The organism is Pseudonocardia sp. ICBG1142, assembly GCF_020496255.1.
Taxonomy (GTDB): Bacteria; Actinomycetota; Actinomycetes; order Mycobacteriales; family Pseudonocardiaceae; genus Pseudonocardia.
Genome location: NZ_JAHLJC010000009.1, coordinates 1 through 17,276 on the forward strand (window position 1 = coordinate 1; position 17,276 = coordinate 17,276).

Annotated in this window: 17 protein-coding genes; 14 read left to right on the forward strand and 3 right to left on the reverse strand. The window is 68.0% G+C overall.

Annotated elements, in window-relative coordinates:
- Nucleotides 1-118 precede the first annotated feature (118 nt).
- The 7 genes from KPL59_RS10935 to KPL59_RS10965 all read left to right on the forward strand — a co-directional run bounded on the left by KPL59_RS10935 (nt 119) and on the right by KPL59_RS10965 (nt 7,226).
- Nucleotides 119-1,327, forward strand: a complete 1,209-nt coding sequence (locus KPL59_RS10935) for a helix-turn-helix domain-containing protein (RefSeq protein ID WP_226360739.1) — start codon at nt 119-121, stop codon at nt 1,325-1,327.
- Between the two features lie 100 nt (nt 1,328-1,427).
- Nucleotides 1,428-1,850, forward strand: coding sequence for a plasmid replication, integration and excision activator (locus KPL59_RS10940; protein ID WP_226360740.1), 423 nt, complete (start codon nt 1,428-1,430; stop codon nt 1,848-1,850).
- A 140-nt stretch (nt 1,851-1,990) separates the two neighbouring features.
- Entirely contained in the window at nt 1,991-2,344 is a 354-nt protein-coding gene (locus KPL59_RS10945; RefSeq protein ID WP_226360741.1) for a WhiB family transcriptional regulator, read from the forward strand.
- Between the two features lie 190 nt (nt 2,345-2,534).
- The gene (locus KPL59_RS10950; protein WP_226360296.1) at nt 2,535-4,124 is read left to right on the forward strand and encodes an FtsK/SpoIIIE domain-containing protein; all 1,590 of its coding nucleotides are present in this window, start codon (nt 2,535-2,537) and stop codon (nt 4,122-4,124) included.
- Between the two features lie 101 nt (nt 4,125-4,225).
- Nucleotides 4,226-5,839, forward strand: a complete 1,614-nt coding sequence (locus tag KPL59_RS10955) for a helitron helicase-like domain-containing protein (RefSeq protein ID WP_226360545.1) — start codon at nt 4,226-4,228, stop codon at nt 5,837-5,839.
- Between the two features lie 14 nt (nt 5,840-5,853).
- Nucleotides 5,854-6,069, forward strand: coding sequence for a helix-turn-helix domain-containing protein (locus tag KPL59_RS10960; protein WP_226360295.1), 216 nt, complete (start codon nt 5,854-5,856; stop codon nt 6,067-6,069).
- Entirely contained in the window at nt 6,066-7,226 is a 1,161-nt protein-coding gene (locus KPL59_RS10965) for a site-specific integrase (RefSeq protein ID WP_226360294.1), read from the forward strand. Before KPL59_RS10960 ends, KPL59_RS10965 begins: the two co-directional genes overlap by 4 nt.
- Before the next feature lie 66 nt (nt 7,227-7,292).
- On the opposite strand, the gene KPL59_RS10970 is transcribed toward KPL59_RS10965, so the two are convergent.
- The 3 genes from KPL59_RS10970 to KPL59_RS10980 all read right to left on the reverse strand — a co-directional run bounded on the left by KPL59_RS10970 (nt 7,293) and on the right by KPL59_RS10980 (nt 9,455).
- Nucleotides 7,293-7,703 (reverse strand): hypothetical protein, encoded by a 411-nt coding sequence (locus tag KPL59_RS10970; protein WP_226360293.1) that lies wholly within the window; start codon nt 7,701-7,703, stop codon nt 7,293-7,295.
- Nucleotides 7,704-8,505: 802 nt separating this feature from the next.
- Nucleotides 8,506-8,853, reverse strand: a complete 348-nt coding sequence (gene cutA, locus KPL59_RS37535) for a divalent-cation tolerance protein CutA (RefSeq protein ID WP_226360300.1) — start codon at nt 8,851-8,853, stop codon at nt 8,506-8,508.
- Nucleotides 8,850-9,455: a helix-turn-helix transcriptional regulator gene (locus tag KPL59_RS10980; protein ID WP_226360299.1), complete on the reverse strand. Its 606-nt coding sequence runs from the start codon at nt 9,453-9,455 to the stop codon at nt 8,850-8,852. Before KPL59_RS10980 ends, cutA begins: the two co-directional genes overlap by 4 nt.
- Before the next feature lie 169 nt (nt 9,456-9,624).
- Here KPL59_RS10980 and KPL59_RS10985 point away from each other — a divergent pair, with 169 nt between their 5' ends.
- The 7 genes from KPL59_RS10985 to KPL59_RS11015 all read left to right on the forward strand — a co-directional run bounded on the left by KPL59_RS10985 (nt 9,625) and on the right by KPL59_RS11015 (nt 17,239).
- Nucleotides 9,625-10,047: a plasmid replication, integration and excision activator gene (locus KPL59_RS10985; RefSeq protein WP_226360298.1), complete on the forward strand. Its 423-nt coding sequence runs from the start codon at nt 9,625-9,627 to the stop codon at nt 10,045-10,047.
- Between the two features lie 140 nt (nt 10,048-10,187).
- Complete coding sequence (locus KPL59_RS10990; RefSeq protein WP_226360297.1) at nt 10,188-10,541, forward strand: WhiB family transcriptional regulator; 354 nt, start codon at nt 10,188-10,190, stop codon at nt 10,539-10,541.
- A 190-nt stretch (nt 10,542-10,731) separates the two neighbouring features.
- On the forward strand, nt 10,732-12,321 hold the full coding sequence (locus KPL59_RS10995) for an FtsK/SpoIIIE domain-containing protein (RefSeq protein WP_226360296.1): 1,590 nt from the start codon (nt 10,732-10,734) through the stop codon (nt 12,319-12,321).
- A 101-nt stretch (nt 12,322-12,422) separates the two neighbouring features.
- Nucleotides 12,423-14,036, forward strand: coding sequence for a helitron helicase-like domain-containing protein (locus KPL59_RS11000; protein WP_226360545.1), 1,614 nt, complete (start codon nt 12,423-12,425; stop codon nt 14,034-14,036).
- Between the two features lie 14 nt (nt 14,037-14,050).
- Complete coding sequence (locus KPL59_RS11005) at nt 14,051-14,266, forward strand: helix-turn-helix domain-containing protein (protein WP_226360295.1); 216 nt, start codon at nt 14,051-14,053, stop codon at nt 14,264-14,266.
- Nucleotides 14,263-15,459, forward strand: coding sequence for a site-specific integrase (locus KPL59_RS11010; protein ID WP_226360742.1), 1,197 nt, complete (start codon nt 14,263-14,265; stop codon nt 15,457-15,459). The genes KPL59_RS11005 and KPL59_RS11010 overlap by 4 nt, the downstream gene beginning before the upstream one ends.
- Before the next feature lie 190 nt (nt 15,460-15,649).
- Nucleotides 15,650-17,239 (forward strand): FtsK/SpoIIIE domain-containing protein, encoded by a 1,590-nt coding sequence (locus KPL59_RS11015; protein ID WP_226360296.1) that lies wholly within the window; start codon nt 15,650-15,652, stop codon nt 17,237-17,239.
- The last annotated feature ends 37 nt before the right edge of the window (nt 17,240-17,276 follow it).

Here is a 17,276-nt window from a genome sequence, read left to right on the forward strand (position 1 = left end):
CCTTCGAGGCCCACGAATCCACTGCGCACGTGAAGCACTTCCTGGCAGAACGCGAGCAGTACATCACAAACCTGCGAGTCGAGTTCATCGCCTCAACGAACGGCAAGCCGACACTCCGATGAGAAGCGATTCGTCAACAGACTTCGGTCGGAAAATAGCATTCCTGCGCAAGAAGCTTGGATACTCGCAGGCGGAGTTTGCACAAAAGGTCGGACGCTCTGAAACCTGGGTAAGTCAGGTGGAGCGCGGAGTTCGGCGAATCGACCGCATGTCAGTGCTTGAACGCGTAGCCGACGCCCTTGACACTGAGGTCGGCGAGCTGACACCAGAAAAATCCTGGCCACTCGCACAGACAGGGAAGCCTGCTGCCGCTACTGAGTTAGCACTAACCCTGGCGTCGAACCACGCGCTCCAGGCGCTACCGAAATCGCCCCAGCCGGTAGATATCCCCGGCATTGAAGAGCGAACCAGTCACGCATGGAAGCTGGCCCACTCTGCTCAGTATGAAGAGCTTGCAATTCTCTTGCGTGATTTGATCACAGAAGTCGAAACCGCCAGCGATCAGGCTGGCAACGAGACTCCCCCCGCAGTCCGGCAATCGCGCGCTCGGATGTACCTCGCTGCATCTGCAATGCTAGCCAAGCTAGGGGAATTTGATGCAGCCTGGGTGGCAATCGATCGCGCCACGGCGTCCGCTCACACCTTAAAGAACGCGCACTTACTGGCCGAATGCGCATTTCGTCTTGCGATTGTCTTTCAAGCGAGCCGACGCTTCGACATGGCCCGTCGAGTCGCAGGCGATGCCGCCAACGCTCTGTCTCAAACCTACCCCCAGGGGGATTCAGACCCCGCAACCTACGCACTGCTTGGCGCACTTCATCTTCAACTTGCTACAGCTTCAGCGCGCAGCGGAGACGGAGATGCAGCCTACCGTTACCTAAATGATGCGCGAGAGGCCGCTGAGCACGTTCACGATGGCCGCAATGACTACAACACCGAATTTGGGCCGACCAATGTGAGTCTGCACGAGGTTGCTGTCGCAGTTGAGCTTGGCGACGCTGGCCGAGCCCTACGCGTAGCAGAACAGATCGACGACGGCCGTCTGTCCGCCGAGCGGCAGGGCCGATTCTTGATCGATGTCGCCAGCGCAAGCGCACAGCTGCGCCGCACCGACGCCGTGATCAATGCACTCCGCCGCAGCTTCACCGTCTCGCCGCAACAGGCTAGGTCACACAGCCGAGCGCGCACCCTCATTGCGGACCTCCTGCGGTCGCATGGCGACGACCCTCGCGTGAAGGAGCTGGCCGGACAGGTCACCTCCAACTGACCTCCGCCAAGACCCGCACTAAAAGTATTGACTAGCACAACCAGTGCGAGTACTGTCGGGATAGCGGCGGGAGATGCCTGTCGCTCACGGAGGAGCTGACATGGCGCGTAGTAACAGGTTTGTGGTGGCGATGGGTGATGTGTTCCCGCTGGGGGCGTTCGTGGTGTCGGAGGTGGAGGCGGTGCGGGATTTTGAGAAGTCGGCGCCGGGGCGTCCGGTGCAGCAGGTCGATCGGGAGTCGGGGTTGCCGGTGTGGTCGGTGTCGGTGCTGGATGCCGATCCGGAAGCACGGCGGAGCGAGAAGACGGTGGTGGTGAAGATCGCTGCGGCGCATCAGCCGGTGCCGCCGGAGGCCACAGCGGGGTTGCCGTTTCGTCCGGTGGAGTTCGACGGGCTCACGGTGACCCCGTACGTGCAGGAGACCGGCGGGCGTCCGCGTGTGGCTTACAGCTTTCGCGCGGCGGGGATGCGCGCCCCCGGCCCCCAGCGTGGACATACGGCCAAGAACCAGGACGCCGCCTGACAAGCACTGTCGGACCAGGCGATATGTGTGGGAGAGCCCGTTAGTGGCGGGCTCCCCCACCGAGTCTTCCTTGCCGTGTGTTGCTGCCGTGGCAGGCAGTTGATCAACCCGGAACCAGCGTGGAAGGACACCGATCCTAGATGAACACCGGACTTTCTTCACCCCCTCCTGCCCTGCCCCGGGCGCTTCACGGTGCTGAACGTCATCGCTGGCGGGCAGCGGCGGCGTGTCGCGGGATGGACACCGAGTCGTTCTTCCCCACCGACACCGCTCCGCACGCCGCCGAGCCTGCGTTGGAGGTGTGTCGTGGTTGCCGGGTCCGCAGTATGTGCCTGGTCGAGGCGCTGCTGGTCGAAGACCCGGCCCGCCGCTACGGCGTCCTCGGCGCCACCACCCCACAGGATCGACGGCGGCTGCACCGCACCGCTCGGGTCGCCGCCCGCCGGAGCACCGCCCCTGCTGCCGTTCCCACACCGGGGAGCGCGGCGGCATGAACACCGACACGACCACCGATGTCGTTACCGGGGAGGACACGGTGCGGTGCGAGGTGTGCCTGACCCCGCTGAGCGCGGTATCTCAGGGGGACGGGCGTCGGTGTAGCGACCATCATGACCAGCTCGCGTTGGTTCCCCTCCTTGCCGTGTGCGCTCCGCGTCGTTCCCCGGAACAGGACGGAGAGCGTCGATGAGCACGACAGGTTCTCTCGTTGTTGCCGGTCTGGCGACGGTGGTGGTGCTCGCTGGTCTGCATTGGGTGGGGCAGTTCCTCGGCCGGATCGCCGAGGGCGTGGCGACGGTCGCGGTCGTGTTCGTCACCGTCTGGTTGGCCTGCAAGGTCGTCGTGATCGTGACGGTGTGGGTGGTTCGGCATTGGCGCACCACGATCACCGCTGCGGTCGCTGTGGTGTGGTGCTCGCTGCTCGGGTGGCCCTCGCTGGTGGTCACCATCGCTGCGGTCGCTGTCGCGCTGGGGGTGTGGCGGTGGACATCGGTGGTGTCGTTCGATCGTTATGCCGGGCGTCGTCTGCGGGGGTGGTGGCTGCGCTGGCTGCTGTATGCGCCTCGGATGCCGCGCTGGCTGCGCTCCTGCAACCTGACGGTGCCGGACCGGGGCGGAGCACCGATCGCGGTGGTGAATCCATTGCGCCGCACCCCGGTCTTGTCGAGGTCGCGGCCGGTGGCTGATCAGCTCCCTCGGATTCTGGGGGTGCGCTCGGGGCCGTCGTGGGACGAGGTCCGGGTCCGCCTCGTTCCCGGGCAGACCCCGGAAGAGTTCGACACCGCCACCCGCGCCCTCGCTGTCGCGCGCAGGGTGCGGCGTTGTCAGGTGCGGGAGTTGTCCCCGAATGTGGTGTCGATCGATTTCCAGCGCCGCAACCTGCTGTCCGGGGTGGTGCGGGCGCCGGGCCTGGACACCCTGTCCGACCTGGACGGGTCGGCGATCGACCTGGAGAAGGTCTGGTCCGGGCACACCGAGTACGGCACGGACTGGCATCAGTCGTTGATCGGTGGTCACACCCTGGTCGCGGGGGCGACTGGGGCGGGGAAGGGGTCGTTGATGTGGGCGCCGTTGTGTGCGATCGCCCCCGCGATCGGTGACGGCCTGGTCCGGGTCAACGGGATCGACCCGAAAGGTATGGAGCTGGCCTACGGGCGGGGAGTGTTCCACCGCTACGCCGTCACCAGCAAAGACGCCCTCGCCCTCCTCGATGATCTTGTCGAGAGCATGGAGGCCCGTAAACGCGAGTACGCCGGGGCGACCCGCCTGGTCCCCGTCACCCGGGACACCCCGTTGGAGATCGTGGAGTTCGACGAGATCGGCGCGCTGCTGCGTTACGGCGGGGACCGCAAGACCCGCGAGGCGATCACCGACCGCGTCGCCCTGCTCACCACCCAGGGCCGCGCGTTGGGCTACACCGTGCGCGGCTATGTGCAGGAACCGACCAAGGACACCGTCCCGGTGCGGGAGCTGTTCCCCCGCCGCATCTGCCTACGCGTCGCCTCGAAGTCCCATGTGTCGATGGTCCTCGGCGATCACGCCTACGACCGTGGTGCGTGGGCCAACCGGATCGGTGAAGACGAACCCGGCGTGGGCTATCTGTTCGGCGACGGCATCCGTGAACCCCTGCGTATCCGGGCCGGGTGGGTGTCTGACGGTGCGGTCAAAGACCTAGAAGCCTTCGTCACCCGCACTTCCCCGACCGCCGGAGTGGCGCCGGTCCTGACCCTCCCCGACCCGACCGTCCACCACCGCGAGATCGGAGACGCAGCATGACCAACGCCGACACCCACACCGACAGCGCCGACACCGTGACCGACAGCGCGCCGGGGCGGGAGCCGGTCGATCAGGACACGCTCACCCGGGCGCAGAAGGCGATGCTGGCCCTGTCGCACGAGGTCGCGGTCCAGCTCGCCGAGGACCACGGCGTGTGTGTCCGCCCCCTGGCGATGCGCCGCATCGACCAATCCACCGGACGGATCGATGTCGTGCCGGTGCCGTGCGGTTCGACACGGGAAGACCAGTGCCGCCCCTGCTCAGACAAGGCCCGACGGCTGCGGATGACCCAGTGCCGCGAAGGCTGGCACCTGGAGAACGAACCCGCCGTCACACCTGCCGACCCGACGACCGCGCAGAAAGAGTTGATGGCCGCCCGCGCGGACTTCCACGCCGCCTACACTGACTGTCTCGCCGCCGGAGACAACGCCGAGTGTGATGAGATACGCGAGATCGTCGAGGACATCGACACCGAACTCCGCGCCCTCGGAGTCCGCGGACCCCTCGCCCCGCTCGACCCCCGCCCGAAGGCCATCCGCCGGACTACCCGGCGTCGTCAGGACGCCCCGAACCTGCCCCGGCGGCCTGTGGAGGACCGCACGATCGGACGGGTGTTCGGCGGGAAATATCGGCCCTCGACCTTCCTCACCCTGACCCTGGACACCTACGGCCGCGTCGACGGCAACGGCGCCGCGATCGACCCCGATACCTACGACTACCGCCGCGCCGCCCGCGATGCGATCCACTTCCCGAAGCTGCTGGACAGGTTCTGGCAGAACACGCGGCGCTGTGTCGGCTGGGACGTGCAGTACTTCGGGACCGTCGAACCGCAGAAACGCGGTGCCCCGCACTTCCACGCCGCCATCCGCGGCACCATCCCCCGCGCAGAGTTGCGCGCGATCACCGCCGCCACCTACCACCAGGTCTGGTGGCCCGCCCACGACGACATCGTCTACACCGGGGACAAGCTCCCCCGCTGGGACCACCGGCAGAAAGCCTTCGTCGACCCCGACACCCACACACCGCTCCCCACCTGGGACGAGGCCACCGACCCCGAGGTCCTCACCACGCCGGCCCACACCGTGGTCTTCGGCCCCCAAGTGCATGTGAAAGGCATCCTCGGCGGCACCGAAGAAGCCGGACGCCACATCGGCTACCTCACCAAATACCTCACCAAATCCGTCGGCCACGCCGCCGGACTCGACGACACCGCCACCACCCGCCAGCGCGACCACGCCCGACGCCTCACCGCCGAACTCGCCATCACCCCGTGTTCGCCGCGCTGCCCGATCTGGCTGCTCTACGCCGTCGCACCCAAGGGTGCCCGCCCGGAGATGACCCCCGGGCACTGCACCGGCACAGCGCACAAGCCCGAACACCTCGGCATCGCCGGACGCCGCGTCCTGGTCTCCCGCAAATGGTCCAACAAGAGCCTCGGTGATCACCGCGCGGACCGGAGCGCGTTCGTTCGGCAACTCCTCGACCACGCCGGAGTGACACCCGCCTACGCGATCGATGACGGACCCTTCAACTGGGAACCCGTGCAACCCGGCGACAGCGACGTCCCACCCCGCCCCGTCCTGCTTCTGCACGCGATCCATCAACGCCAACGATGGCGCGCCGACTACGACGCCGCCCTCCTCACCACCACCGGCCCACCACCGGACGACCGTTCGGCAATCGGGTGTTCGGCTACCCGTGATCAGGCCGCGTAGCAGGGACGCCGTCGATGACGCAGTACCTGACCGTGGCCGAGACCGCCCGCTACCTGAACACCTCCCCGCGTTTCGTGCGGCGCCTGGTCGCAGCCCGACGGATCGCGTTCTACCGCATCGGACGGCATGTGCGCTTCGCCGTGACCGACCTCGACGCCTGGCTCGCCCAAGGCCGGGTCGAACCGTTCCCCCACCGACCACACCCACACCCCCGGCGAGGAACGCGATGACGGCGAACAAGACGAGTCGGCGCCGGTTCGGCTCCATCCGCCGCCTGCCCTCCGGGCGGTATCAGGCCAGCTACCCCACCAACAGCGGGCAACGCCGCACCGCCCCGGGAACCTTCGACCGCAAAGGCGACGCCGCCCAATGGCTCACCCTCGTCGAAAGCGACATCCTGCGCGGTGACTGGTTCGACCCCGCCCTGGGCCAGCTACCCTTCCATGACTTCGGGGAGCAGTGGATCACCGAACACCGCGTCAGCGCCCGCACCCGCGAGGAGTACCGCAGCATCTGGCGCCACCACATCGACCCGTTCCTCGGCCCGATCGACCTCGCCGAGCTGACCACCGCAGTCATCCGCACCTGGCGCACCACCCTGCTCGCTGCCGGACGCTCCGAAGACCGCACCGCGAAGGCCTACCGCCTCGTCCGCGCCATCTGCACCACCGCCGTCGACGACGGCCGGATCACCCGCAACCCCTGCCGCATCAAAGGCGCCGGTGAACACCGCACCCCCGAACGCCCCACCGCCACCATCGGCCAGGTCTTCGACCTCGCCGCCGCGATGCCACCCCGCTTCCACGCCCTGATCCTGTCCGCCGCGTTCACCGGACTGCGCTGGGGAGAACTCGCCGGGCTACGCCACTGCGACCTCGACCTGAACACCGCCACCCTCCACGTCCGACGACGCCTGGCCCAACTCAGCCGAGGCGGCCTCCGACCCGGGCCACCCAAATCCGCCGCCGGTATCCGCACCCTCTCCCTGCCCCCGTTCCTCGTCGAGGTCCTCACCACCCACACCGCCGCCTACTCCGGCCCGCCACCGGACGGACTGATCTTCTGCGGACAACGCGGCGGCATGCTCCGACGCGGGAACTTCGGCCGCGCAACCGACTGGCCCACCACCGTGGTCAAGACCGGGCTCCCCACCGGTTTCCATTTCCATGACCTACGTCACACCGGTAACCATCTCGCTGCTACTGCTGGGGCCAGCACCCGCGAACTCATGCACCGCATGGGCCACGGCACCATGCGCGCCGCACTGATCTACCAACACGCCACCACCGAACGCGACCGCCGCATCGCCACCCAGATCGCCGCACTGGTCGACCGCGAACGCCGACCCCACACCGATCAGGACATCGAGGCCGACGACGACGGCTGAGTCGTCAGAGAGTTCACCGGCGGCTTCCCTCATCGGGCACGTATTCCCCACCCCTCCGAGACCACCTCAATCGGGCGAGCGATAACGCTGCGCCCCCCGGTCTTCGGTCCACCCAATTTCATACTCGCCGCAGGAGAACGTCGACTCGGGAAAGTCGCGCCCCTTTCGCATCATGAATTCATCGGCAGTCGCACTATCGTGGAATACTCCAAGGATTCGACAGTCGTCAGCTTCCTCCTGGAGGACGATCCAGACCGTCGACGGCGCGGCGGCATGAGTGACCACGCGACGACCCCGCCCGTACAGCCCCGACCCCGGTTCACCCCGGCTCCGCCGCACGGCCCGATCAAGAGCATGGGCACACAGGACGACCAGCACCCCGGTCACCACGAAGAGCCAGTCGAATCCACCGTTCCACACGGTGAGGATGACCACGAGGCCCGCCGCAGTGCACACAGCCCAGACGATGTTGAGCATGCGCACGCCTCCCTGCCGTCTCATGTTCAAGCGTCCGGGGGCGGCCACTCGCCCTCTTCTCGCACACCGGTCGCACGTCCCGCACCACCCCCTGTTCAAGATCGATAAGGGGTGGTGTTTCGGCCGGTCGCGTGGTGTGAGCGGGCGACGGGAATCGAACCCGCGTAGCCAGTTTGGAAGACTGCGGTCAATGCCCTGCCCACCTGCGCGATCTGAGCCGGTCGACTGACCGTGAGTGGCCGTGAGTGACCGTGGTTCCCCGCCAGTACTCGCACGCTCGTTGCACGACCGGCCCCGTGGGGTTGTCTTTTTTCCCACGCGCCCGGCCTGCTGGTGATCTCCTCGCGGCGCGGGTTCACCCCTGCCAGACCGAGGGGTGGGGTGCAAGGCACGGGGTTCAGCCTTGCACCCCACCCCTCGGTCTGGTTGCCGTCTCGGCGCGCCGTGAGGAGATCGCCAGCCCCGCCGCACTCCCCCTGATCTCCGAGCGGTGTCGGGTCCGGGCGGAGCCCGGCCGCCGGAGGCATCCCGGGCGGCACGCCCGGCCTACAGGACTGACGACGGTCCGCATCGACGCCTGGCGTGACGCGGAGCAAGGGCAGCGGCGGCCATCGTGCAGGCGTGCCGTCGGCGTCTCTGGGGTTCAGGCGGCTGCCTGGTGGCTTGGGGTCGGGTAGCCGAGCCCGCCGCCGCGAACGGGCCGGAGGTGTAGTGAGCGAGCGGCGGGGGCGGCGTGGCCGACCCCGCGCCGCCGGAGGCGGCGCCTTGATCCCCTAAAGCACAATTCGGCAACACACACGACCTAGCCAGACGCTGGCGGCTCGGTCTGCTCGCGGATCCAAGCCAAGTAGGTCGGACTGCCGTCGTGGATCGGCCGAGCGCTCACGCTAGGGAGGTCGTAGGGGTGCGCCCCCATGACGCGTTCGACAATGGCCGGAACGAGGCTGCGACGAGTATGCAAGGCAGCGCGCCCCTCGGTGCAGTCATGGACCTCATCGCCCCACCGGTACGTCGAGTGAACGGGCTCGAAGTTGTGGACATTTGATGCAAGCCGATCGATGACAAGAGTGCGGGTGAACCAGCGAAGCCAATCGGGATCAGGTGCAGTGAGCACGACTTCGCAGAGCTCTACGGAACCAGTCGCCGTCATGCTGTGCCGCCACGTACGGCGATGAGCTCACTCATGGTGCGCGCGGAGTCCTCGCGAGTGGAACCCATCGTGGCCCACCCCGTCATGACCTGATCGTCGTAGCCAAGCCCCACCCACCGACCAGTGAATTCGATGCCGTGTGGGTGCATGACAAGGAACATCGTGCCCTTCGAGCGAACAGCGCCATCTGCTGCGGCGTACCAGCCAGTCATAATCTGGTTGTCCCAAAGACGCAGCTCGCCGGACCACAGGTATCCGCCCTCAGCCTGGCTGAGCCCCCGCTGGATCGCGGCGATGTGGATCAGGTGACCTTCCTGGCGCATGTGGACGGGCTGGGTGGCGATCTTCTCGACTCCATCGCGGGTGGTTTGCCAGGAAGCCCACCTGTCCCCAGTCAACGAGACGCGGCCGGGTGCGCGACCAGCCAGTTCACTGACCGAAACTCCGAGAGCATCAGCAATAGTTAGAGCAACCGACACGAGAGGCTGCTGCTCCCCTGCTTCGTAGCGCCGGATTTGGCGGGTGTCGACCCCAGCCACCCGCGCTAAATCAGCCTGCGACATGCCGAGGTCTGCTCGTCGCCGACGGATCACATCGCCCATCTCCACGCTCCTTATCGTCGCAGGACCTCCTAGCCCTTGACAGCCGGACTAGTTCGCCTCATCATAGGTCTAGTTAGTCCTCCAGGAGGGCGCGGTCGTCCCCTGGCAGGTCCGGACTGACTGCGGCAGGCGCAACCGCCTCGCCGACGACCCCCAAAGGAGGCGCCAGATGGCACGCAGTAACAGGTTTGTGGTGGCGATGGGTGATGTGTTCCCGCTGGGGGCGTTCGTGGTGTCGGAGGTGGAGGCGGTGCGGGATTTTGAGAAGTCCGGGCCGGGTCGGCCGGTGCAGCAGGTCGATCGGGAGTCGGGGTTGCCGGTGTGGTCGGTGTCGGTGCTGGATGCTGATCCGGAGGCGCGTCGTTCGGAGAAGACGGTGGTGGTGAAGATCGCTGCGGCGCATCAGCCGGTGCCGCCGGAGGCCACAGCGGGGTTGCCGTTTCGTCCGGTGGAGTTCGACGGGCTCACGGTGACCCCGTACGTGCAGGAGACCGGCGGGCGTCCGCGTGTGGCTTACAGCTTTCGCGCGGCGGGGATGCGCGCCCCCGGCCCCCAGCGTGGACATACGGCCAAGAACCAGGACGCCGCCTGACAAGCACTGTCGGACCAGGCGATATGTGTGGGAGAGCCCGTTAGTGGCGGGCTCCCCCACCGAGTCTTCCTTGCCGTGTGTTGCTGCCGTGGCAGGCAGTTGATCAACCCGGAACCAGCGTGGAAGGACACCGATCCTAGATGAACACCGGACTTTCTTCACCCCCTCCTGCCCTGCCCCGGGCGCTTCACGGTGCTGAACGTCATCGCTGGCGGGCCGGGGCGGCGTGTCGCGGGATGGACACCGAGTCGTTCTTCCCCACCGACACCGCTCCGCACGCCGCCGAGCCTGCGTTGGAGGTGTGTCGTGGTTGCCGGGTCCGCAGTATGTGTCTGGTCGAGGCGCTGCTGGTCGAAGACCCGGCCCGCCGCTACGGCGTCCTCGGCGCCACCACCCCACAGGATCGACGGCGGCTGCACCGCACCGCTCGGGTCGCCGCCCGCCGGAGCACCGCCCCTGCTGCCGTTCCCACACCGGGGAGCGCGGCGGCATGAACACCGACACGACCACCGATGTCGTTACCGGGGAGGACACGGTGCGGTGCGAGGTGTGCCTGACCCCGCTGAGCGCGGTATCTCAGGGGGACGGGCGTCGGTGTAGCGACCATCATGACCAGCTCGCGTTGGTTCCCCTCCTTGCCGTGTGCGCTCCGCGTCGTTCCCCGGAACAGGACGGAGAGCGTCGATGAGCACGACAGGTTCTCTCGTTGTTGCCGGTCTGGCGACGGTGGTGGTGCTCGCTGGTCTGCATTGGGTGGGGCAGTTCCTCGGCCGGATCGCCGAGGGCGTGGCGACGGTCGCGGTCGTGTTCGTCACCGTCTGGTTGGCCTGCAAGGTCGTCGTGATCGTGACGGTGTGGGTGGTTCGGCATTGGCGCACCACGATCACCGCTGCGGTCGCTGTGGTGTGGTGCTCGCTGCTCGGGTGGCCCTCGCTGGTGGTCACCATCGCTGCGGTCGCTGTCGCGCTGGGGGTGTGGCGGTGGACATCGGTGGTGTCGTTCGATCGTTATGCCGGGCGTCGTCTGCGGGGGTGGTGGCTGCGCTGGCTGCTGTATGCGCCTCGGATGCCGCGCTGGCTGCGCTCCTGCAACCTGACGGTGCCGGACCGGGGCGGAGCACCGATCGCGGTGGTGAATCCATTGCGCCGCACCCCGGTCTTGTCGAGGTCGCGGCCGGTGGCTGATCAGCTCCCTCGGATTCTGGGGGTGCGCTCGGGGCCGTCGTGGGACGAGGTCCGGGTCCGCCTCGTTCCCGGGCAGACCCCGGAAGAGTTCGACACCGCCACCCGCGCCCTCGCTGTCGCGCGCAGGGTGCGGCGTTGTCAGGTGCGGGAGTTGTCCCCGAATGTGGTGTCGATCGATTTCCAGCGCCGCAACCTGCTGTCCGGGGTGGTGCGGGCGCCGGGCCTGGACACCCTGTCCGACCTGGACGGGTCGGCGATCGACCTGGAGAAGGTCTGGTCCGGGCACACCGAGTACGGCACGGACTGGCATCAGTCGTTGATCGGTGGTCACACCCTGGTCGCGGGGGCGACTGGGGCGGGGAAGGGGTCGTTGATGTGGGCGCCGTTGTGTGCGATCGCCCCCGCGATCGGTGACGGCCTGGTCCGGGTCAACGGGATCGACCCGAAAGGTATGGAGCTGGCCTACGGGCGGGGAGTGTTCCACCGCTACGCCGTCACCAGCAAAGACGCCCTCGCCCTCCTCGATGATCTTGTCGAGAGCATGGAGGCCCGTAAACGCGAGTACGCCGGGGCGACCCGCCTGGTCCCCGTCACCCGGGACACCCCGTTGGAGATCGTGGAGTTCGACGAGATCGGCGCGCTGCTGCGTTACGGCGGGGACCGCAAGACCCGCGAGGCGATCACCGACCGCGTCGCCCTGCTCACCACCCAGGGCCGCGCGTTGGGCTACACCGTGCGCGGCTATGTGCAGGAACCGACCAAGGACACCGTCCCGGTGCGGGAGCTGTTCCCCCGCCGCATCTGCCTACGCGTCGCCTCGAAGTCCCATGTGTCGATGGTCCTCGGCGATCACGCCTACGACCGTGGTGCGTGGGCCAACCGGATCGGTGAAGACGAACCCGGCGTGGGCTATCTGTTCGGCGACGGCATCCGTGAACCCCTGCGTATCCGGGCCGGGTGGGTGTCTGACGGTGCGGTCAAAGACCTAGAAGCCTTCGTCACCCGCACTTCCCCGACCGCCGGAGTGGCGCCGGTCCTGACCCTCCCCGACCCGACCGTCCACCACCGCGAGATCGGAGACGCAGCATGACCAACGCCGACACCCACACCGACAGCGCCGACACCGTGACCGACAGCGCGCCGGGGCGGGAGCCGGTCGATCAGGACACGCTCACCCGGGCGCAGAAGGCGATGCTGGCCCTGTCGCACGAGGTCGCGGTCCAGCTCGCCGAGGACCACGGCGTGTGTGTCCGCCCCCTGGCGATGCGCCGCATCGACCAATCCACCGGACGGATCGATGTCGTGCCGGTGCCGTGCGGTTCGACACGGGAAGACCAGTGCCGCCCCTGCTCAGACAAGGCCCGACGGCTGCGGATGACCCAGTGCCGCGAAGGCTGGCACCTGGAGAACGAACCCGCCGTCACACCTGCCGACCCGACGACCGCGCAGAAAGAGTTGATGGCCGCCCGCGCGGACTTCCACGCCGCCTACACTGACTGTCTCGCCGCCGGAGACAACGCCGAGTGTGATGAGATACGCGAGATCGTCGAGGACATCGACACCGAACTCCGCGCCCTCGGAGTCCGCGGACCCCTCGCCCCGCTCGACCCCCGCCCGAAGGCCATCCGCCGGACTACCCGGCGTCGTCAGGACGCCCCGAACCTGCCCCGGCGGCCTGTGGAGGACCGCACGATCGGACGGGTGTTCGGCGGGAAATATCGGCCCTCGACCTTCCTCACCCTGACCCTGGACACCTACGGCCGCGTCGACGGCAACGGCGCCGCGATCGACCCCGATACCTACGACTACCGCCGCGCCGCCCGCGATGCGATCCACTTCCCGAAGCTGCTGGACAGGTTCTGGCAGAACACGCGGCGCTGTGTCGGCTGGGACGTGCAGTACTTCGGGACCGTCGAACCGCAGAAACGCGGTGCCCCGCACTTCCACGCCGCCATCCGCGGCACCATCCCCCGCGCAGAGTTGCGCGCGATCACCGCCGCCACCTACCACCAGGTCTGGTGGCCCGCCCACGACGACATCGTCTACACCGGGGACAAGCTCCCCCGCTGGGACCACCGGCAGAAAGCCTTCGTCGACCCCGACACCCACACACCGCTCCCCACCTGGGACGAGGCCACCGACCCCGAGGTCCTCACCACGCCGGCCCACACCGTGGTCTTCGGCCCCCAAGTGCATGTGAAAGGCATCCTCGGCGGCACCGAAGAAGCCGGACGCCACATCGGCTACCTCACCAAATACCTCACCAAATCCGTCGGCCACGCCGCCGGACTCGACGACACCGCCACCACCCGCCAGCGCGACCACGCCCGACGCCTCACCGCCGAACTCGCCATCACCCCGTGTTCGCCGCGCTGCCCGATCTGGCTGCTCTACGCCGTCGCACCCAAGGGTGCCCGCCCGGAGATGACCCCCGGGCACTGCACCGGCACAGCGCACAAGCCCGAACACCTCGGCATCGCCGGACGCCGCGTCCTGGTCTCCCGCAAATGGTCCAACAAGAGCCTCGGTGATCACCGCGCGGACCGGAGCGCGTTCGTTCGGCAACTCCTCGACCACGCCGGAGTGACACCCGCCTACGCGATCGATGACGGACCCTTCAACTGGGAACCCGTGCAACCCGGCGACAGCGACGTCCCACCCCGCCCCGTCCTGCTTCTGCACGCGATCCATCAACGCCAACGATGGCGCGCCGACTACGACGCCGCCCTCCTCACCACCACCGGCCCACCACCGGACGACCGTTCGGCAATCGGGTGTTCGGCTACCCGTGATCAGGCCGCGTAGCAGGGACGCCGTCGATGACGCAGTACCTGACCGTGGCCGAGACCGCCCGCTACCTGAACACCTCCCCGCGTTTCGTGCGGCGCCTGGTCGCAGCCCGACGGATCGCGTTCTACCGCATCGGACGGCATGTGCGCTTCGCCGTGACCGACCTCGACGCCTGGCTCGCCCAAGGCCGGGTCGAACCGTTCCCCCACCGACCACACCCACACCCCCGGCGAGGAACGCGATGACGGCGAACAAGACGAGTCGGCGCCGGTTCGGCTCCATCCGCCGCCTGCCCTCCGGGCGGTATCAGGCCAGCTACCCCACCAACAGCGGGCAACGCCGCACCGCCCCGGGAACCTTCGACCGCAAAGGCGACGCCGCCCAATGGCTCACCCTCGTCGAAAGCGACATCCTGCGCGGTGACTGGTTCGACCCCGCCCTGGGCCAGCTACCCTTCCATGACTTCGGGGAGCAGTGGATCACCGAACACCGCGTCAGCGCCCGCACCCGCGAGGAGTACCGCAGCATCTGGCGCCACCACATCGACCCGTTCCTCGGCCCGATCGACCTCGCCGAGCTGACCACCGCAGTCATCCGCACCTGGCGCACCACCCTGCTCGCTGCCGGACGCTCCGAAGACCGCACCGCGAAGGCCTACCGCCTCGTCCGCGCCATCTGCACCACCGCCGTCGACGACGGCCGGATCACCCGCAACCCCTGCCGCATCAAAGGCGCCGGTGAACACCGCACCCCCGAACGCCCCACCGCCACCATCGGCCAGGTCTTCGACCTCGCCGCCGCGATGCCACCCCGCTTCCACGCCCTGATCCTGTCCGCCGCGTTCACCGGACTGCGCTGGGGAGAACTCGCCGGGCTACGCCACTGCGACCTCGACCTGAACACCGCCACCCTCCACGTCCGACGACGCCTGGCCCAACTCAGCCGAGGCGGCCTCCGACCCGGGCCACCCAAATCCGCCGCCGGTATCCGCACCCTCTCCCTGCCCCCGTTCCTCGTCGAGGTCCTCACCACCCACACCGCCGCCTACTCCGGCCCGCCACCGGACGGACTGATCTTCTGCGGACAACGCGGCGGCATGCTCCGACGCGGGAACTTCGGCCGCGCAACCGACTGGCCCACCACCGTGGTCAAGACCGGGCTCCCCACCGGTTTCCATTTCCATGACCTACGTCACACCGGTAACCATCTCGCTGCTACTGCTGGGGCCAGCACCCGCGAACTCATGCACCGCATGGGCCACGGCACCATGCGCGCCGCACTGATCTACCAACACGCCACCACCGAACGCGACCGCCGCATCGCCACCCAGATCGCCGCACTGGTCGACCGCGGCGCCGACCCCACACCGATCAGGACACCGAGGCCGACGACGCCGGCTGAGCACGCCAGAGCCGTTCACCGGGGAGCGCCCTCATGAACACCGACACGACCACCGATGTCGTTACCGGGGAGGACACGGTGCGGTGCGAGGTGTGCCTGACCCCGCTGAGCGCGGTATCTCAGGGGGACGGGCGTCGGTGTAGCGACCATCATGACCAGCTCGCGTTGGTTCCCCTCCTTGCCGTGTGCGCTCCGCGTCGTTCCCCGGAACAGGACGGAGAGCGTCGATGAGCACGACAGGTTCTCTCGTTGTTGCCGGTCTGGCGACGGTGGTGGTGCTCGCTGGTCTGCATTGGGTGGGGCAGTTCCTCGGCCGGATCGCCGAGGGCGTGGCGACGGTCGCGGTCGTGTTCGTCACCGTCTGGTTGGCCTGCAAGGTCGTCGTGATCGTGACGGTGTGGGTGGTTCGGCATTGGCGCACCACGATCACCGCTGCGGTCGCTGTGGTGTGGTGCTCGCTGCTCGGGTGGCCCTCGCTGGTGGTCACCATCGCTGCGGTCGCTGTCGCGCTGGGGGTGTGGCGGTGGACATCGGTGGTGTCGTTCGATCGTTATGCCGGGCGTCGTCTGCGGGGGTGGTGGCTGCGCTGGCTGCTGTATGCGCCTCGGATGCCGCGCTGGCTGCGCTCCTGCAACCTGACGGTGCCGGACCGGGGCGGAGCACCGATCGCGGTGGTGAATCCATTGCGCCGCACCCCGGTCTTGTCGAGGTCGCGGCCGGTGGCTGATCAGCTCCCTCGGATTCTGGGGGTGCGCTCGGGGCCGTCGTGGGACGAGGTCCGGGTCCGCCTCGTTCCCGGGCAGACCCCGGAAGAGTTCGACACCGCCACCCGCGCCCTCGCTGTCGCGCGCAGGGTGCGGCGTTGTCAGGTGCGGGAGTTGTCCCCGAATGTGGTGTCGATCGATTTCCAGCGCCGCAACCTGCTGTCCGGGGTGGTGCGGGCGCCGGGCCTGGACACCCTGTCCGACCTGGACGGGTCGGCGATCGACCTGGAGAAGGTCTGGTCCGGGCACACCGAGTACGGCACGGACTGGCATCAGTCGTTGATCGGTGGTCACACCCTGGTCGCGGGGGCGACTGGGGCGGGGAAGGGGTCGTTGATGTGGGCGCCGTTGTGTGCGATCGCCCCCGCGATCGGTGACGGCCTGGTCCGGGTCAACGGGATCGACCCGAAAGGTATGGAGCTGGCCTACGGGCGGGGAGTGTTCCACCGCTACGCCGTCACCAGCAAAGACGCCCTCGCCCTCCTCGATGATCTTGTCGAGAGCATGGAGGCCCGTAAACGCGAGTACGCCGGGGCGACCCGCCTGGTCCCCGTCACCCGGGACACCCCGTTGGAGATCGTGGAGTTCGACGAGATCGGCGCGCTGCTGCGTTACGGCGGGGACCGCAAGACCCGCGAGGCGATCACCGACCGCGTCGCCCTGCTCACCACCCAGGGCCGCGCGTTGGGCTACACCGTGCGCGGCTATGTGCAGGAACCGACCAAGGACACCGTCCCGGTGCGGGAGCTGTTCCCCCGCCGCATCTGCCTACGCGTCGCCTCGAAGTCCCATGTGTCGATGGTCCTCGGCGATCACGCCTACGACCGTGGTGCGTGGGCCAACCGGATCGGTGAAGACGAACCCGGCGTGGGCTATCTGTTCGGCGACGGCATCCGTGAACCCCTGCGTATCCGGGCCGGGTGGGTGTCTGACGGTGCGGTCAAAGACCTAGAAGCCTTCGTCACCCGCACTTCCCCGACCGCCGGAGTGGCGCCGGTCCTGACCCTCCCCGACCCGACCGTCCACCACCGCGAGATCGGAGACGCAGCATGACCAACGCCGACACCCACACCGACAGCGCCGACACCGT

Coding starts and splice junctions, on each gene's coding strand:
- KPL59_RS10935 (WP_226360739.1), top strand. CDS start 119: ATGAGAAGCGATTCGTCAACAGACTTCGGTCGGAAAATAGCATTCCTG.
- KPL59_RS10940 (WP_226360740.1), top strand. CDS start 1,428: ATGGCGCGTAGTAACAGGTTTGTGGTGGCGATGGGTGATGTGTTCCCG.
- KPL59_RS10945 (WP_226360741.1), top strand. CDS start 1,991: ATGAACACCGGACTTTCTTCACCCCCTCCTGCCCTGCCCCGGGCGCTT.
- KPL59_RS10950 (WP_226360296.1), top strand. CDS start 2,535: ATGAGCACGACAGGTTCTCTCGTTGTTGCCGGTCTGGCGACGGTGGTG.
- KPL59_RS10955 (WP_226360545.1), top strand. CDS start 4,226: ATGCTGGCCCTGTCGCACGAGGTCGCGGTCCAGCTCGCCGAGGACCAC.
- KPL59_RS10960 (WP_226360295.1), top strand. CDS start 5,854: ATGACGCAGTACCTGACCGTGGCCGAGACCGCCCGCTACCTGAACACC.
- KPL59_RS10965 (WP_226360294.1), top strand. CDS start 6,066: ATGACGGCGAACAAGACGAGTCGGCGCCGGTTCGGCTCCATCCGCCGC.
- KPL59_RS10970 (WP_226360293.1), bottom strand. CDS start 7,703: ATGCTCAACATCGTCTGGGCTGTGTGCACTGCGGCGGGCCTCGTGGTC.
- cutA (WP_226360300.1), bottom strand. CDS start 8,853: ATGACGGCGACTGGTTCCGTAGAGCTCTGCGAAGTCGTGCTCACTGCA.
- KPL59_RS10980 (WP_226360299.1), bottom strand. CDS start 9,455: ATGGGCGATGTGATCCGTCGGCGACGAGCAGACCTCGGCATGTCGCAG.
- KPL59_RS10985 (WP_226360298.1), top strand. CDS start 9,625: ATGGCACGCAGTAACAGGTTTGTGGTGGCGATGGGTGATGTGTTCCCG.
- KPL59_RS10990 (WP_226360297.1), top strand. CDS start 10,188: ATGAACACCGGACTTTCTTCACCCCCTCCTGCCCTGCCCCGGGCGCTT.
- KPL59_RS10995 (WP_226360296.1), top strand. CDS start 10,732: ATGAGCACGACAGGTTCTCTCGTTGTTGCCGGTCTGGCGACGGTGGTG.
- KPL59_RS11000 (WP_226360545.1), top strand. CDS start 12,423: ATGCTGGCCCTGTCGCACGAGGTCGCGGTCCAGCTCGCCGAGGACCAC.
- KPL59_RS11005 (WP_226360295.1), top strand. CDS start 14,051: ATGACGCAGTACCTGACCGTGGCCGAGACCGCCCGCTACCTGAACACC.
- KPL59_RS11010 (WP_226360742.1), top strand. CDS start 14,263: ATGACGGCGAACAAGACGAGTCGGCGCCGGTTCGGCTCCATCCGCCGC.
- KPL59_RS11015 (WP_226360296.1), top strand. CDS start 15,650: ATGAGCACGACAGGTTCTCTCGTTGTTGCCGGTCTGGCGACGGTGGTG.